At 61.9% G+C, this 15782-nt stretch carries 14 protein-coding genes and 1 tRNA gene; 7 read left to right on the forward strand and 8 right to left on the reverse strand.

Annotated features, from left to right (window positions below; genetic code table 11):
• A partial coding sequence (locus CKO36_RS16185; protein WP_200285678.1) for an IS607 family transposase occupies positions 1 to 536 on the reverse strand: 536 nt, incomplete at its 3' end.
• Between the two features lie 26 nt (positions 537 to 562).
• Positions 563 to 2494 (reverse strand): ATP-binding cassette domain-containing protein, encoded by a 1932-nt coding sequence (locus tag CKO36_RS16190; protein WP_200285680.1) that lies wholly within the window; start codon positions 2492 to 2494, stop codon positions 563 to 565.
• 184 nt (positions 2495 to 2678) lie between these two features.
• On the opposite strand from CKO36_RS16190, the gene CKO36_RS16195 reads away from it, so the two are divergent.
• Positions 2679 to 3386: a Crp/Fnr family transcriptional regulator gene (locus CKO36_RS16195; RefSeq protein ID WP_200285682.1), complete on the forward strand. Its 708-nt coding sequence runs from the start codon at positions 2679 to 2681 to the stop codon at positions 3384 to 3386.
• 54 nt (positions 3387 to 3440) lie between these two features.
• Here the strand turns inward: CKO36_RS16195 and CKO36_RS16200 are convergent.
• Positions 3441 to 3530: transfer RNA gene (locus tag CKO36_RS16200), tRNA-Ser, on the reverse strand.
• A 310-nt stretch (positions 3531 to 3840) separates the two neighbouring features.
• Here CKO36_RS16200 and CKO36_RS16205 point away from each other — a divergent pair.
• The 3 genes from CKO36_RS16205 (at position 3841) to dnaE (ending at position 8543) form a co-directional block, all read left to right on the forward strand.
• Positions 3841 to 4506 carry a Bax inhibitor-1/YccA family protein gene (locus CKO36_RS16205; protein ID WP_200285683.1) on the forward strand — a complete coding sequence of 222 codons (666 nt, stop codon included), beginning with the start codon at positions 3841 to 3843 and terminating at the stop codon, positions 4504 to 4506.
• A 166-nt stretch (positions 4507 to 4672) separates the two neighbouring features.
• Positions 4673 to 4858, forward strand: coding sequence for a hypothetical protein (locus CKO36_RS16210; protein ID WP_200285685.1), 186 nt, complete (start codon positions 4673 to 4675; stop codon positions 4856 to 4858).
• 67 nt (positions 4859 to 4925) lie between these two features.
• Positions 4926 to 8543 (forward strand): DNA polymerase III subunit alpha, encoded by a 3618-nt coding sequence (dnaE, locus tag CKO36_RS16215; protein ID WP_200285687.1) that lies wholly within the window; start codon positions 4926 to 4928, stop codon positions 8541 to 8543.
• On the opposite strand, the gene CKO36_RS16220 is transcribed toward dnaE, so the two are convergent.
• A complete protein-coding gene (locus tag CKO36_RS16220; RefSeq protein ID WP_200285689.1) occupies positions 8495 to 10138 on the reverse strand; it encodes an AAA family ATPase in 1644 nt (547 codons plus the stop codon). The two genes, dnaE and CKO36_RS16220, sit on opposite strands and share 49 nt — an antisense overlap.
• A gap of 56 nt (positions 10139 to 10194) precedes the next feature.
• Here CKO36_RS16220 and CKO36_RS16225 point away from each other — a divergent pair, with 56 nt between their 5' ends.
• Entirely contained in the window at positions 10195 to 10395 is a 201-nt protein-coding gene (locus tag CKO36_RS16225) for a YgaP family membrane protein (protein WP_200285691.1), read from the forward strand.
• Between the two features lie 60 nt (positions 10396 to 10455).
• Here the strand turns inward: CKO36_RS16225 and CKO36_RS16230 are convergent, their stop codons facing one another.
• Positions 10456 to 10737 (reverse strand): DUF2934 domain-containing protein, encoded by a 282-nt coding sequence (locus tag CKO36_RS16230; RefSeq protein WP_200285693.1) that lies wholly within the window; start codon positions 10735 to 10737, stop codon positions 10456 to 10458.
• A 150-nt stretch (positions 10738 to 10887) separates the two neighbouring features.
• Between CKO36_RS16230 and CKO36_RS16235 the strand changes: the two genes are divergently transcribed.
• Both CKO36_RS16235 and CKO36_RS16240 read left to right on the forward strand, forming a co-directional pair.
• Positions 10888 to 11598, forward strand: a complete 711-nt coding sequence (locus tag CKO36_RS16235; protein WP_200285695.1) for a DUF2760 domain-containing protein — start codon at positions 10888 to 10890, stop codon at positions 11596 to 11598.
• Complete coding sequence (locus tag CKO36_RS16240; protein ID WP_200285697.1) at positions 11595 to 13442, forward strand: Hsp70 family protein; 1848 nt, start codon at positions 11595 to 11597, stop codon at positions 13440 to 13442. Before CKO36_RS16235 ends, CKO36_RS16240 begins: the two co-directional genes overlap by 4 nt.
• Before the next feature lie 43 nt (positions 13443 to 13485).
• Here the strand turns inward: CKO36_RS16240 and CKO36_RS16245 are convergent, their stop codons facing one another.
• Genes CKO36_RS16245 through CKO36_RS16255 form a run of 3 tightly spaced genes read right to left on the reverse strand, consistent with a single transcriptional unit; the run spans position 13486 to position 15586 of the window.
• Complete coding sequence (locus CKO36_RS16245) at positions 13486 to 14250, reverse strand: tRNA threonylcarbamoyladenosine dehydratase (RefSeq protein ID WP_200285698.1); 765 nt, start codon at positions 14248 to 14250, stop codon at positions 13486 to 13488.
• Entirely contained in the window at positions 14243 to 15037 is a 795-nt protein-coding gene (locus CKO36_RS16250; protein WP_200285700.1) for a TatD family hydrolase, read from the reverse strand. The genes CKO36_RS16245 and CKO36_RS16250 overlap by 8 nt, the downstream gene beginning before the upstream one ends.
• Positions 15038 to 15040: 3 nt before the next feature.
• Complete coding sequence (locus tag CKO36_RS16255) at positions 15041 to 15586, reverse strand: DUF2058 domain-containing protein (RefSeq protein WP_200285702.1); 546 nt, start codon at positions 15584 to 15586, stop codon at positions 15041 to 15043.
• Positions 15587 to 15782 lie beyond the last annotated feature (196 nt).

A 15782-nucleotide genomic window follows, 5' to 3' on the forward strand; every position in this document is an offset into this window, starting at 1 on the left:
GAAAAACCATCCACAATGGTCATCAAGTCCTGCACCAGCTCCTGTTCGGGCGAAAGCCTTTCTTGATTCAGTACCAGGATTTCGCAGCCGTGTGTCTTGGCGTAATGCTCGAACCACTCGAACCCAACGCGCGTCAGCCGGTCTTTGTGGACGAGGATCAGGGTGTTGATGCTCCGCTGCCCGATCTCATCCATCAGTGCCAAAAAACGCTGGCGCTTGAAGTTCAAGCCGCTTCCCACGTCTTCGACGAATTCGACGTTCGCTAAACCTCTCGCCACAACAAACGCTTCCAGCACCCGGCGCTGGTTGGTCAGGTCTGGCTTCTGTGCGGCCGATGAGACTCGGCAATAGGCCACTATTCGCGCTGGACACTCGGGCGTCTGTCGCCATCCGATGAACGCTCGCCACTGGGCCTCGGTGTAAAGACGACGATTGCTGTCGGTACGCGCCACGGGAATGAGATGCCCCTCGCGCTCCCAGCGCTGCAATGTCTTGACCGAAACACCCAGCCTCTTCGCCGCCTTGCCTGTACTCATGGTGCTTTCCATGAGACAATAATACACTATCGCGCATTTTTTATAAGACTAGAGTCTAGCTCCTCAAGCTCCGCCCAGCGCTCATAGCACACTGCCAATTCCTGACCGACGCTATCGAGACGCACGCTGGCCTCAGCCACCTGCGTTTGGGCGTCACTGCGCTGATAGAGTGCCGGATCGGCCAGTTGCTGTTCCAGTGTCCGCTGTTCCTGCTCCAACGCTTCGATCTGGGCGGGGAGCGCATCGAGCTCGCGCTGGTCTTTGTAGCCGAGCTTGGTGGGCTGGCGCTTGGCCGGCGCGGCCTTGGTGGTGGTCGCAGTGGGCGGTGCTGCGGCGGTGGTGGTTGCGGCTGACGCGGGCGGCGCTGGACGTTGACGCAGCCAGTCACTGTAGCCGCCGACATAGTCGCGCACCTGCCCGTCAGACTCGAATACCAGGGTGGAGGTGGCAAGATTATCCAGCAGTTCGCGATCATGGCTGACGATCAGCAGGGTGCCATCGAAGTTATGCAGCCGCTCTTCGAGCAGTTCCAGGGTTTCGGCATCAAGATCATTGGTCGGCTCATCAAGCACCAGCAGATTAGCCGGCAGGGTGAAGAGCTTGGCCAACAACAGCCGGTTGCGCTCACCACCGGACAGGGCTGCCACCGGCTGGCGCGCCCGCTCGGGGTCGAACAGAAAATCCTTCAGATACCCCAGCACATGTTGGCTGCTGCCGGCGATCTCGATGCGCTCACGCCCACCGGCCAGGTTGTCACACACACTTTTGTCAGGATCCATCTGCGCACGCAGCTGATCGAAGTAGGCGATTTGCAGCTTGGTCCCACGGCGAATCTGCCCGCTGTCCGGCTCCAGTTCACCCAACAATAGCTTGAGCAAGGTGGTCTTACCGGCGCCATTGGGGCCAATAATCCCCACCCGATCGCCACGCAAAATGGTGGTATCCAGACCGTTGAGAATCGGCGTTTCGCCCCAGGCAAAGCACAGATGCTGCGTCTCGACCACCAGCTTGCCGCTACGTTCGCCGCTGTCGATACGCAAGCGCGCCTGACCCGCGCGATCGCGTTGCGCCAGGCGTTCGCGCCGCATGGCTTCCAGCGCCCGCACCCGCCCTTCGTTGCGGGTGCGGCGCGCCTGCACGCCCTGGCGAATCCACACCTCCTCGGCGGCGAGTTTTTTCTCGAAGCGCTCGCGTTCGAGCTGTTCGGCGTGCCAGCGTTCTTCGCGGCGGCGTAGATAGTTGGCGTAGTCGCCGGGCCAGTCGGTCAGCTGACCGCGATCGAGTTCCAGAATGCGGGTGGCCAACTGGCGCAGAAAGCGCCGGTCATGGGTAATGAACAGCAAGGCGCCACGAAAGCTGCGCAAAAAGTTCTCCAGCCACTCGATGGCTTCGATGTCCAGATGATTGGTTGGCTCATCAAGCAGCAACAGATCCGGCTCCGTGACCAGCGCCTGCGCCAGCAGCACCCGCCGGCGCCAGCCGCCCGAGAGCGACGCATAACGCGCATCGGCCTCCAACCCCAGGCGAGTGATGACCCGCTCGGCACGCTGCTCCAGCTCCCAACCGCCCTCGGCCTCCAGACGCTGCTGAATCGCCGTCAGGCGCGCCAGTTCGCTGGCATTGGCCCCATGGCTCAGGCGCTGACTCAGGCGATGGTACTCGCCGGCCAGGGCGCCGAGATCGCCCAAGCCAGCGGCAACCACGTCCAGCACCGTCTCATCACGGCCCAGCGGGGCCTCCTGAGCCAGACGTGCTACCCGCTGTCCGGGCATGAATAGGAGTTCACCGCTGTCGGCCTGCACCTCGCCAGCAATGATTTTCATCAGCGTTGACTTGCCGGTGCCATTACGCCCGAGCAGGCACACACGCTCGCCAGGATCGATATCGAGATCGATTCCATCGAGCAGCGGATCGGCACCATAAGCCAGCGACAGGTTACGCAGGGATAACAGAGACATCGGTCTTTTAAGCGCGTGGGTCAGCAACAATATGATTGAGTCATCAGGCGGCATGATAGCGCAGGACGCCGCTGCACCCCCAGGCATCAATGCCGGCAACAGCGATGGCAAAATCCGCTACACTTTCGCCTAAACCCCAGTTCCGAACACCAGTACAGTGGCCCGACACCGGGCAGTGAGTCGCATGAGCAAGTCCGTTACCTTACGCGAAGCCTGGGCCGGAGAGGCCAATTGCCGAGAGTGTGCCCTGCGCACCTCGGCGTTGTTCTCTGGCCTGCAAGAACAGGATTTTGAGCGCATCCACGAGCCAATCGATCAATTCAGCCTCAAACCGGGCACGCTGCTTTATCAGAGCAACGATCATGGCGAATATATGTTTACCATTCGCAGTGGCGCGCTGAAACTGGTGCAGTATTTACCTGACGGCGGCCAGCGTATCGTGCGCATTGTGCGACAGACTGATGTGCTGGGCCTGGAGGCTCTGCTGGGTGAAGGCTATCAGCATGATGCCATTGCGCTGCAACCTGCTGAGATCTGCCGCTTTCCGACACGCACGGTGCAACGGCTCGCCGAGGACAACCCAGGGCTGCATCGCGAACTCATGGCGCGCTGGCAACACGCCCTGATGGAAGCGGATGCCTGGCTCACCGAACTGTCCACCGGCTCGGCGCGCCAGCGGGTGGCGCGTTTGCTGTTGCGATTGGTACGCGACCGCGAATCGAGCGAGTGCCAACTGTTCAGCCGCGAGGATATGGGCGCCATGCTCGGCATCACCACCGAAACCGCCAGCCGCACCATCGCCGGCTTTAAGCGCGAAAGCCTGCTGGTGGAATCCCGCCCCAACAACTTCCTGCTCGACATCGCCAACCTGCGCCGTATTGCCGAGGATTGAGCCCCTAGAGGGAAGCCGCGTTAGACCGCCGCTGCAAGCGCGGGTTAAATAAAATGGCGGAGAGGGTGGGATTCGAACCCACGGACGGGATCAACCGTCGCCGGTTTTCAAGACCGGTGCATTCAACCGCTCTGCCACCTCTCCGAAGTGATGGGTGTGGCGCCGGGGCTTAGCCTCAGTTGGCGCGGGTGCGGTTGTGCGAGGGCAGGGCGCGCCTCGGTGAACAAGTTGGTAAGCATACCTCAGAGAGGCTCTGGCTTGCCACAGGAAATTTCAGCGGCGCTGCGGGTGTTGGGTCCGTTGGCCCTTGGCCACAGCGATGGTGCTTGATCTTATGGTGGCTTTGGTTATTATCTTGCAGTCTGTGCTGGCGGGTCGAAAGGAGTTGATTCTGGCTGGCTGCGGACTTAGATTCCCTGGGTGTCCCTGATGAATTTTTGGAGTGGTTTACACAATGCCGAATGAACACATTATGATGCAAGGCGCGGCAAGCGCCGTGAATGCAAACAAGGTGCTAAAAAACACCTATCTGCTGTTGTCCGCTACCCTGGGCTTCAGTGCGGTGATGGCGATGCTGTCGATGGCTTTGGCCATGCCGCCCTGGGTCTATATGGTGACTGTGATTGGCGCCATGCTGCTGGGGATGTTTGTGCTGCCGCGCGCCGCGCAGTCGGCCAGCGGTGTCGGGGTGATTTTCCTGATTACCGGCATGCTTGGCTTTGGGCTCGGGTCCATTCTGACGCTGTACATGGCGTTGCCCAATGGCCCCAGCATTATCGCGACCGCGTTTGGCGGCACGGCGCTGATCTTTCTCGGTCTGTCCGGCTATGCACTGACCAGCAAGCGCGATTTCAGCTTCCTGGGTGGCTTTGTCTTTGCCGGGATGATGGTGGTGCTGGTGGCCGTGGTGGCGAATCTGTTCCTGAATATGCCGGCGCTGTCGCTGGCGATTTCAGGCGCGATTATTTTGCTGATGAGTGCCTTCATCCTGTTTGATACCAGCCGGATCGCCCGGGGTGAGGAAACCAACTACATCATGGCGACCTATGGCATTTATCTGTCGATCTTTAATATCTTCATTAGCCTGTTGCAGATTCTTGGCTTCCTGGGTGATGACTGATCGACGATGCCTGAGCATTGATGATTGATGAGGATGCTTGTTGGTTGCGGCACCGGTTGGGATTGATTATCCCTGTTTAACCGGGCGGCTTGAAAGCCCCGGCTCCTGTAGCTGGGGCTTTTTTATGTCCGCGCCTTGATAAAGCGGCGGGAGGAGGAAACGCGCGATGGATCTGATGTTGAAACTGATGCTGGCGGCAGTGCTGGTGTTGATGCTGTTTCGCCTGTGGCCGGCCTACAAGGCTTGGCAGGACCATGGACCCCGGGCCGGGAAGGGCGATTGGGCGGCGGTCGTGTTACCCTTGGCCGCTGTGGCAGGTCTGGTGGTGGTGCTGGTGTTGATGGTGCGGTGAGCGCTGATTCGATGGTGGCGGATGCCCTGGCTTGGGCACCAAGTGTTCGCGGTATAGGCGCTGGAGCGTGGAATCTAAATTCGTTCATCTGCATCTGCACTCGGAATTTTCGCTGGTTGACGGCTTAATCCGCCCGAAAGCGCTGGTGGCCGCTGCGGCCGAGGCCGGCATGCCGGCGGTGGCCATCACCGATCTGACCAACCTGTTTTGCCTGGTGCGCTTCTACAAGGCGGCCATGGCTGCGGGCGTGAAGCCCATCGTGGGCAGCGAGTTTCGCGTCGATGATCCGGCCGATCCCGCCCATCCGCAGCGGCTGGTGCTGCTGGCGCAGGATTTGACCGGCTATCGCCATCTGACCGAACTGATTTCCCGGGCCTATCTGGAGCGCCAGGATACCGGCTTTCCGCGTATCGACCGTGCCTGGTTGAAGGAACGCGCGGCGGGGCTGATTGCGCTGTCGGCCGGCTGCGAGGGCGATGTTGGGCGCGCGCTGGTGCGCGGTCATCCAGAGGATGCGCGCCAGCGGCTTGATGCTTGGCTGGAGCTGTTCGGGGAGCGCTTTTACCTGGAAGTCATGCGCACCGGACGCGCGGATGAGGATCTCTATATTGAGGCCGCTGTCGAACTGGCCGCCGCGCGCTCGGTGCCGGTGGTGGCGACCAACGATGTGCGCTTTTTGCGCACAGACGATTTTGAAGCCCATGAAGTGCGGGTGTGCATCCATGAGGGGCTGACGCTCGAAGACCCGCGCCGCCCGCGCGCTTACAGCCCTGAGCAGTATCTGCGCACCCCGGCGGAGATGGCCGAGCTGTTCGCTGATCTGCCCGAGGCGCTGGAAAACTCAGTCGAGATCGCCAAGCGCTGCAATCTGGAGCTGGAACTCGGCAAGAGTTATCTGCCCGACTCGCCGGTACCCGAGGGGCGCACGGTCACGGAGTTCATTGCTGAGGCGTCGCGAGCAGGGCTCGACTGGCGCCTGGAACGCACCTTCGATGCCCAGACGCCGGATCTGGCCGAGCGGCGCCGGGTCTATAACGAGCGCTTGCAAACCGAGCTAAAAGTCATCTGCGACATGGGCTTTCCTGGCTACTTTCTGATCGTGGCCGATTTCATCCAGTGGGCCAAGGAACAGGGGATTCCGGTCGGCCCCGGGCGCGGCTCAGGCGCCGGTTCGCTGGTGGCCTATGCGCTCAAAATCACCGATCTCGATCCTATTGAGCATGATCTGCTGTTCGAGCGCTTTCTGAACCCGGAGCGCGTGTCCATGCCTGACTTCGATATCGACTTCTGCATGGAGCGTCGTGACGAAGTCATCGACTATGTTGCCGACAAATACGGCCGCGAGGCGGTGTCGCAGATCATCACCTTCGGCACCATGGCGGCCAAGGCGGTGGTGCGTGATGTTGGGCGGGTGCTGGGGCATCCTTATGGATTTGTTGACAAGATCGCCAAGATGGTGCCTTTTGAGCTGAAAATGACGCTCGACAAGGCGCTGGTGGAGAGCGAGGATCTCAAAGCCGCCTATGCCGAGGACGAAGCCGTCACCGCCATCATCGACATGGCGCGCAAGCTCGAAGGCCTGGCGCGCAATGCCGGCAAGCATGCCGGCGGGGTGGTGATCGCACCGACCAAATTGACCGACTTTGCGCCGCTCTACTGCGAGCCGGGTGGAGAGAATCTGGTCACCCAGTTCGACAAAGACGATGTCGAACAGGCCGGGCTGGTGAAGTTCGACTTCCTCGGTCTGCGCACCCTGACCATCATCGACTGGGCGCTTAAGACAGTGAATGCACTGCGCGCCGAGCAGGGCGAGGCGCCGTTGGAGATTGAGCGCATCGACCCCTGCGATGGCGAGGCCTTTGCACTGCTGAAGCGCTGCGAGACCACGGCGGTGTTCCAGCTTGAGTCGCGCGGCATGAAGGAGCTGATCAAAAAGCTCCAGCCCGACAGCTTCGGCGATATCACCGCGCTGGTCGCGCTGTTTCGGCCCGGGCCACTGCAATCAGGCATGGTGGATGATTTTATCGACCGCAAGCACGGGCGCGCGGCAGTGGCCTATCCGCACCCCGATCTTGAGCCGATTCTCAAGCCCACCTATGGCGTGATTCTGTATCAGGAACAGGTCATGCAAATTGCCCAGGTGCTGGCTGGCTACTCGCTCGGCGGCGCCGACCTGCTGCGCCGCGCCATGGGCAAGAAAAAAGCCGAGGAGATGGACAAGCAGCGCGCCATCTTTGAGCAGGGCGCGGTCGAGCGCGGCGTGGATGCGGCTGTGGCCACGCACATCTTCGATCTGATGGAAAAATTCGCTGGTTATGGTTTCAACAAAAGCCATTCGGCCGCTTATGCGCTGGTGTCCTATCAGACCCTGTGGCTGAAGACCCATTATCCGGCGGCCTTCATGGCGGCGGTGCTCTCGGCGGATATGGACAACACCGACAAGGTGGTGACCCTGATCGATGAATGCCGGGCGATGAAGCTGGCTGTGAATCCGCCCTGTATCAATGCGTCCCAGTGGCGCTTTACCGTGGCTGACGACAGGCGCATCGTCTATGGGCTGGGCGCCATCAAGGGCGTGGGCGAGTCGGCCATTGAGGCGATTCTGACCATGCGCCAGGATCGGCCCTTTGCCGATCTGTGGGACTTTTGCCGCCGCATTGACTTGCGCCGGGTCAATCGCCGCGTGATCGAAGCGCTGATTCGTGCCGGCGCTCTGGATAAACTCGGCACCAACCGCGCGACTCTGTTCAATCAGCTCCCAGTGGCGCTCAAGCTGGCTGAGCAGGCGCATGCCAGCGCCAGCAGCGGCCAGAACGATCTGTTCGGCATGGGGGACGAGGATGCGAACACCCTTCCTGATCCGCAAATTGCCGCCGATGAATGGCCGGAGTGGGATGAAGACGAACGCCTCCACGGCGAAAAGGAAACCCTGGGACTCTATCTGACCGGGCATCCGATTGATGCCTATGAGGCGGAGCTGAATGCCATGGTGTCGCGGCGCATCGCCGGCCTGCTCGACGGCGGGCACGGTAGCGGCGGTTTTGGTGACAGTGGCGAGGGCGGCGGTCGAGGTGAGCCGCGCACTGTGGTGGGCTTGGTGGTGGCGGTGCGCACCAACAAAACCCAGCGCGGGCGCATGGCCAGTGTGATGTTGGATGATCGCACCGGGCGCATTGAGGCCACGGTGTTCTCGGAACTTTACGAGGCCACACGCGAACTGCTGATGGTGGACAACATCCTGGTGGTGTCCGGGGAGATTCGTTTTGATCAGTTTCGCGACAGCTGGTCCTTGCGTGCCAGTGCCGTACGCCCGCTGGCCGAGGCGCGCGCCGAACTGGCCGATCATCTGCGCCTGCGGGTGGATCTGGGCGATCCGGATCAGCATCGCGACGGCAATCGTCTGATCAATGCCATGATCGATAGTTTGCAGCAGTTTCGCGGGCGCGGGCTGGGTGTGCGCGTGCAGTATGTCCGCCCCGGCGCGAGTGGCGAGCTGCGTCTGGGGCCGGATTGGCAGGTGACTCCAAGCGATATTCTGGTGAAGCGGCTGCGGCAGTTGCTGGGCCGCGACGCGGTCGAGATTGTCTATCAGCGCGAGCTGCGTCTGGCTCCGTCGCTGAGCTTGATCGCGCCCGGTCAGTCTGAATCTGAACCGGCCATCGCGCGCAGAAAGGAGGCGATTTGAGCCTGTGAATGCGTGTTCAGATGAATGGCGCAGGCTTCTTCGTCGGCACTGAGCGGCTGTAGTTTTTCATGCTGGCGCGCAAGGATCTGGGTGTCAGCGTCTGAGACGTCGTCACCGCGTTCCTGCCGCAGGGTGACCCGTTCTTTGAGCACCTCGGTCGGGGCGCTGAGCGCCAGGATGGTAAAGGCGCAGCTGTGCTGCTGGGCCAGTGCCCGGAACCAGGCGCGCTGGTCGGCGCGCAGAAAGGCGGCATCGACCAGCACGCTGTACCCGGAGTGTAGAATATGCTCAACCTGCTCCAGCAGGCGCTGATAGGTCAGTCGCGAGCTTTCGCGGCTGTAAAGTTGGCTGTCCGGTATGGCGCCGGCTTGAACTCCAGCTTGGGCGCTGGTCTGAGCGTCGGGTAACGCGGCGAACAGGCGCTTGCGTTCAACATCGGAACGAATCTGAATCAGCGGCAGGCGTTCGCTCAGGGCCCGGCCAAGCCAGGTCTTACCCGAGCCGGACAGGCCGTGGGTGATGAATATCTGCTGCTTGTGGCTTGTGGTGTAGTCCAGTGCCAGGTGCAGGTATTGATCGAGCTGGGTGCGGGTTTGCAGTGCTTCGGGCGCAGCCGCAGCCGCTTGACTGAGCTGTCCCAAACGGATGCCGCATACCTTGGCCCGCACCATGGCGCGATACACCTGATAAAAGGCCAGCAGGCGCAGGCCGGCATAATCGCCGGTGTGTTCCAGATAGAGGTTGATCAGGCGCCGCTCCAGGGCCCGCTCGCCAATTTCACGCAGGTCCATGGCTAGGAAGGCAAGATCGCTGATGCAGTCGATCCAGCGCAGTGCGGGGTTGAACTCCAGGGCATCGAAGATCAGCGGCTCGCCATCGATCAGTGCAATGTTGCCGCGATGCAGATCGCCGTGGCATTCGCGAATCCAGCCTTCGGCTTTACGCGCGCGAAGCAGCGGCTCCAGCACGGCAAAGCGAGTGCGGGTCCAGTGTTCGATACTATCAATGAGCGGCTGGCTGGCGGCATTGATCGGGTTGGTGCGCAGTACTTGGACGTTTGCCAGCATGGGATCGAGAACCCGCTGCGGCGTGCCGAACGGGCACTCCGGCGCGGCGGCGGGCAGGCGCTGATGAAAGGCGGCGATTTGCACTGCCAGACGGTCGATAGTGTGCCGCTCCAGCGGGGCTTCGGCTGCGCTCAACACCGCATGATGTGGAAAGCGGCGCATGCGCACGGCATACTCTAGCGCCTCGCCCTGGGGGTGCAGGCCAAGCTGTCCGGCCTGTTCACTGACCTGCGCGACATCCAGATAGAGTCCCGGCGCCAGGCGGCGGTTGAGGCGGACCTCTTCATGACAGAAGTGCCGGCGCTGCGCCAGGGTGGAGAAGTCGAGAAAGCCCAGATTCACCGGCTTTTTCAACTTGTAGGCATAGGCGCCGGCCAGCAGGATGAAGGAGATGTGGGTTTCGAGCACCTGCACCTGCCCCACCGGATGGGGGTAGGCACCAGGATCGCGCAGGGCTGCGATGATGGACTCAAGCGCGGGGACGCACGCTTGATGCCGCGCTGGACCTTGACTATGATCGCGCGTCACTGGATGACCTGTTGGTATGTCAAACCCGAGATTCTACCCATTTGAGAGGACTGCACATGAATATTGATCGTATCGTTTTTGCCTTTGCCGGCTTTATGATTCTGCTCACACTGGCGCTGGGCCACTGGGTGTCGCCCTATTGGTATCTGTTCACCGCCTTTATCGGGCTGAATCTGTTGCAGTCGGCCTTTACCGGCTTTTGTCCGCTGGCCTTGATCCTGAAGAAAATGAACAAGCCGTCCGGCGCGGCCTTCTGATCCGCCCCACCTCCCGGCGCCTGAGGCTTCAGCCTGAGCCGGGATTTTCGGCGCGTCTGACTAGCGGCTCGGCAATAGTCGCAGCGCGTTGCGGATATCAATATCGCGTAATGTGTCTGGCGACTGACCGGCCTGACGCCGTTCAGCAAGCATTCGATCAATCTGTTGCTCAGCCAGCATCCAGTCGCGCTCGGCCTGTCCGGGGCGAAAATCCCGGCGCTCGGCCAGATAATACGCGGCGGTGGCAATCATGCGATGGCGTTGTTCGTCATTGGGATTCTGCAGTGGAGACGCTGGGCTTGGGGAGATTGGGCTTGGACTTGGGGAGACTGGGACGCTCATGGCTCGTGGCTTAAGTGTTGCGGTCGAAGATGATGAAGCACGCGGGCTGGCGCGTTACTATACCGGCACCAATTTATTGTTGTCACAACTGCGGGCTGCGAGTTTGCGCTGTCGCGGCTGATTCGGTGGCCCTCAGACGAGGAGAAAGGAATGAAGAAGCTCAAGTCCCTGTTCGGCTCGTTGTTCGATCGGGAGCGCCTGCAGGCGTGGCGGGCTAGGGCGCAACCGGCTTGGGCGTTGGTGCGTACCTATGGCGCTCGGCTCTACAAGTACGGACGCATCGGCGCGCGCGAGGCCTGGATTGTATTGCAGCGCTTGCCGATTGCCAGCCTGTCCTTTGCGCGCGCGCTGGCCAGTCCTGACTATGCCGAGGACTTACGCGCCCTGCACGCCGATCAGTTCTCCACGCCTGGAGTGGGCAGCCCGCGCAAGCCGGCCGTGACACCGCCTCCGCCAGCCAAGGCGGCCGAATTGGAAAAAGCGCCGCCGGATTCCGCGCTGCTGCTGCTTAGTCTGCTGCAAAAGGAAGGGCGTTTCATTGATTTCATGCAAGAGGATGTCGCCAGCTATACCGATGAAGACATCGGCGCCGCTGCGCGGGTGGTGCATCAGGGCTGCGCGCGCGTGTTGCGGGAACATCTGCACATCGCACCGGTGCGCACCGAGAGCGAGGGCGCGCAGGTGACGCTGGAGCCGGGATTTAATCCGACCGAGGTGCGCCCCACCGGACAGGTGGTTGGCGAGCCGCCCTTTACCGGTTCGCTGGTGCATCGCGGCTGGCGCGCGACGGATATCCAGCTGCCCAAGATCGCCACCAGCCATGATCTGCATATCCTGGCGGCTGCGGAGGTCGAGCTGTGAACAAGCCGCGTTTTGCGATTGGCATTGATCTTGGTACGACCCACTGTGCCCTGGCCTATGTCGAGTCGGAGCACTGCGACGGCGAGCAGGTTGAGCATCGGCAGATGCTGATTCCCCAGTTAACGGCGCCGGGGTCGGTTGAAGAGCGCCCAGTGCTGCCATCCTTTATCTATCTGCCACATCAGGATGAATTCAAGCCCGGTGATCTCAGCCTGCCCTGGCCTAGCGATCCGGGGCGCATTGCCGGTACCCTGGCGCGCAATCAGGGCACCACCACGCCGGTGCGGCTGGTGTCCAGTGCCAAGAGTTGGCTGTGTCATCCGGACGTGGATCGCAAGCAGGCTATTCTGCCGCCTGAAGTGCCGCGCGATGTGCCGCGCATGTCGCCCTTTGATGCCAGCGTCCATTATCTCGCGCACCTGCGCGATGCCTGGAATGGGCAGCACCCCTATGATCCCCTGGAGGAACAGGAAGTCACGGTTACCGTGCCGGCGTCCTTCGATCCAGCCGCGCGCGAGCTGACCGCCGAGGCGGCCAGTGCGGTGGGCATTAAGAATCTGGTGCTGCTGGAGGAGCCCCAGGCGGCGCTCTACAGCTGGGTGAACGACAGCCGGGGCGACTGGCGCCAGCAGGTCAAGGTCGGTGACATTTTGCTGGTGGTGGATGTCGGCGGCGGCACTACAGACTTATCCCTGATTGCAGTCACCGAGGATGCCGGCGCACTGGAACTGACCCGGGTCGCCGTCGGTGAGCATATTTTGCTCGGCGGCGACAACATGGATCTGACCCTGGCGCATCTGGTCAAGCAGAAGCTCAAGGCCGATGGCATTGAGCTTGACCGCTGGCAGGTGCAGGCGTTGACGCATGGCTGCCGTCAGGCCAAGGAAGCCTTGCTCGTCGATAGCGATCTCGAACAGGTGCCGGTGGTGGTGCCAAGCCGGGGGGCCAAACTGATCGGGCGCAGTATTCGCACCGAGCTGACGCGCGAGGAAGTTGAGCAGACGCTGATCGAAGGCTTCTTCCCCGATTGCGAGATTTCCGCCCGCCCGGCGGTGCGCGAACGCGGCGCCCTGACCAAGGTGGGGCTGCCGTTTGCGCAGGATCCCGGCATCACCCGCCATCTGGCCGCCTTTTTGAGTCGGCAGGCGGATGCAACCGGCGATCTGGAGGGCTTTGTCGAACAGGCGCACTGGGCAAGCTTTTTGCACCCTACGGCAGTGCTGTTTAACGGCGGAGTGTTCAATGCGCCGGTGCTGCGCGAGCGTGTCATGTCGGTGGTGAATCAATGGCTCGGCGCCGAGGACGCCCCGCCTGCGCGCCTGCTCAATGCGCGCGATCTGGATCTGGCTGTGGCCTGTGGTGCGGCCTTCTTTGCCCATGTGCGCGGCCATGGTGGGGTGCGCATTCGCGGCGGTACCTCGCACTCCTACTATGTTGGCATCGAATGCGCGGCACCAGCCATTCCCGGCATGGAGCCCGAGCTGCAAGCGCTCTGCCTGGTGCCCTTTGGACTGGAAGAGGGCTCCGACCCGGTGCAGCCGCCGCAGGAGTTCGGCCTGGTGGTTGGCGAGCCGGTGCGCTTCCGCTTCTTTGGCTCCAGCGTACGCCGCGAGGATCAGCCTGGCGATCTGCTGGAGGAGTGGAGTTCGGATGAGTTTGATGAACTGGAAGACATTCAAACCAATCTGCCGGCGGATCATCGCCAACAGGGTGAGGTGGTGCCGGTACGCCTGCAAGCCGCAGTCTCCGAAGTCGGCAATCTGGAGCTGACCGCCATTCCCCTGACCGGCCAGCCGGCGGAGTGGAAGGTGTCCTTCAACACCCGCAGTAGCGGTGAGCGCTGATAGATAGCGTTGATTGGGTTAGGGCAGACGCTAACAAAAGTCGTTACGAGCCAGGCGGAGGCTCTGAATCCGCCGCAGCGAGCAACTGCTGAATCGCACAGCCCGCCAGGCGCAGTCCAAAGAGCGCGGGCAGATAGCTGATGCTGCCATTAACCGCGCGTGCGCGCCCGCGCTCTGTTGGCTGCGGGGCCAATGGCGGCTGCGGCGGTTCGTGCGACCAGACTGCCAGCACGCCGGCGCCAAAGCCCAACCGGCGCAACCGCTGACGCACCGCTCGGGCCAACGGGCACTGCTCGGTCTGCATCAGGTCACTGGTCAAAATTGCCCCCGGATCCAAACGCCCGCCAGCTCCCATGCTGCTGAACACCGGCACCCCAGCCTCTAGGCAGGCAGCCAGCAGTGCGACCTTGCTGCTCAAACTGTCGATGGCATCAATCACCGCATCAAACCCATGCAGTTGCAGGCTGGCTATGTCATCGGCGGTGATAAAACGCGCGATAGGGTCAAACTGACCACTTGGGTTGATTGCCCGCAAGCGCGCGGCCAGCACCTCAACCTTGGGTTGGCCGAGCGTCGAATGCAGCGCCACGAGTTGGCGATTGAGGTTGGAGGGGGCGACCAGATCATGATCGACCAGGGTGAGCTGACCAATGCCGGCGCGAGCCAGGGCTTCGGCGGCATGGCCGCCGACACCGCCCAGCCCGGCCACCAGCACCCGCGCGCGGGCCAGCCGTTCGCAGCCGTCCGGGCCGATCAGAATCGCGGTGCGGGCGCACAGATCCGCAGATGGTGCTGCTGTTTCAGTCATGGGATGGTGAGGGGATAGGCAGGCGCAACAGGTGACAGGCGTTGGCTGTGGTTGTCTGGGCAAGCAGCTCCGGCGCCTGGCCGCGCACCTCGGCCAGGGCCGTCAGTACCTCGGGCAGATATTCCGGGCTGTTGCGTTGATACTGATGCGAGGCCACGGTCATGTCAGGAGCATCGGTTTCCAGCACCAGGGCATCAAGCGGCAGTTCGCGCGCCAGCTGACGCAGCTTGCGCGAGCGGGTATAGGTTAGCATGCCACCAAAGCCGAGTTTGAAGCCCAGCTCCAGATACTGTCGTGCCTGTTGCAATGAGCCGTTGAAGGCATGCGCGATACCGCCGGGGATGCCATTGGGGTGCGACACCGCGCGCAGGGCCGCCAGGACGCTGTCGTGCGCCTTGCGGACATGCAGCAGCACCGGCAGGTTAAATTCCGCCGCCAGCTCCAATTGTTGGGTGAAATACCACTGCTGTGCGGCTCGGTCGGTGTCGGCGAGCGCGAAATCCAGTCCAATCTCCCCGAGGGCGACCGGACGCTGGCGCTGCAAGTTGGCGCGCAGCGTATCAAGATCGGCCGGCTGATGGTGGTCGATAAAGACCGGATGCAGACCCAGCGCCGGAAACAGCCGCTCGGGGGCTTGCGCCTGTAAGTCGAGTACCGCCGGCCAGTTTGCGGCACTGACCCCGGGAATGACCAGTGCCACGACGCCCTGGGCATGAGCGCGGTGCAGCACGGCGCTGCGATCTGCATCGAAGGCGGGGAAATCCAGGTGGCAATGCGTGTCGATCACTGGCTACCACATCAAATCATCCGGCACCTGATAGTCAGCATACTCATCATCGTCAGCCGATGTGGCACCGCCTGTTGCGTTGCTCCCCTGGTTCCACACCAGAATCCGCTCGGCATCGCGCTCGGCGACACGCTCCGCAGTCTCCGCTGGAATCAGCTCATAGAAGTTGTCCTGGCGCACGATGGCGAGCTGGCCGCCAACAATGGCGGCATGCTGGTCGGCATTCACATAAAGCCGCTTCAGTGCCGGCCCGTCGGCGAAATTGTACGCCAGATCACCGCCTGTGCGTGTCACGCGGTGTTGGTGAACCATCTCTCGCAGCGCATTCTGCTCGGCCTTGCGTTGGGCTTCCTCGGCGCGCTGGCGGTTCAGTTCGCGGTCGCGGGCTGCTTTCTCGGCCTCGGCGCGCTGGACGGCCTCGCGACGTGCAGCGCTTTCGCTATCCGCGCCCTGACGGCGCTGCTTGCGTTTTTTTGACTGGCTTTGCTTGGCCTGTTGCGAGCTGACCAGGCCGCTTTTCAATAACTGATCCTGTAAGGAATTACCCATGTGTACCCCATGCTCAGGTTTCAGGAAATGATCCCCGGCGGACGCTGACCGCTGGGGTGGTTTGTTAACTGTCCCGTCCCGGAAGATTATTTACCAAAGAGGAGCCATCCGTTATTCCTCGCGCGCGAGATGCTCGAAGCGCTCATCGCCGATCTCAAAGCGGATTGCTCAAGCGCTGAGCCATCCCAATGTCATG

Origin of the sequence: Rhabdochromatium marinum (assembly GCF_016583795.1) — a bacterium.
GTDB lineage: Bacteria > Pseudomonadota > Gammaproteobacteria > Chromatiales > Chromatiaceae > Rhabdochromatium > Rhabdochromatium marinum.

Bases quoted from the DNA above. Each gene is read 5' to 3' on its own strand.
- CKO36_RS16230 (WP_200285693.1), bottom strand. From the start codon at position 10,737: ATGAGCGTCCCAGTCTCCCCAAGTCCAAGCCCAATCTCCCCAAGCCCA.
- CKO36_RS16235 (WP_200285695.1), top strand. From the start codon at position 10,888: ATGAAGAAGCTCAAGTCCCTGTTCGGCTCGTTGTTCGATCGGGAGCGC.
- CKO36_RS16205 (WP_200285683.1), top strand. From the start codon at position 3,841: ATGCCGAATGAACACATTATGATGCAAGGCGCGGCAAGCGCCGTGAAT.
- CKO36_RS16190 (WP_200285680.1), bottom strand. From the start codon at position 2,494: ATGTCTCTGTTATCCCTGCGTAACCTGTCGCTGGCTTATGGTGCCGAT.
- CKO36_RS16225 (WP_200285691.1), top strand. From the start codon at position 10,195: ATGAATATTGATCGTATCGTTTTTGCCTTTGCCGGCTTTATGATTCTG.
- CKO36_RS16195 (WP_200285682.1), top strand. From the start codon at position 2,679: ATGAGCAAGTCCGTTACCTTACGCGAAGCCTGGGCCGGAGAGGCCAAT.
- CKO36_RS16210 (WP_200285685.1), top strand. From the start codon at position 4,673: ATGGATCTGATGTTGAAACTGATGCTGGCGGCAGTGCTGGTGTTGATG.
- CKO36_RS16255 (WP_200285702.1), bottom strand. From the start codon at position 15,586: ATGGGTAATTCCTTACAGGATCAGTTATTGAAAAGCGGCCTGGTCAGC.
- CKO36_RS16245 (WP_200285698.1), bottom strand. From the start codon at position 14,250: ATGACTGAAACAGCAGCACCATCTGCGGATCTGTGCGCCCGCACCGCG.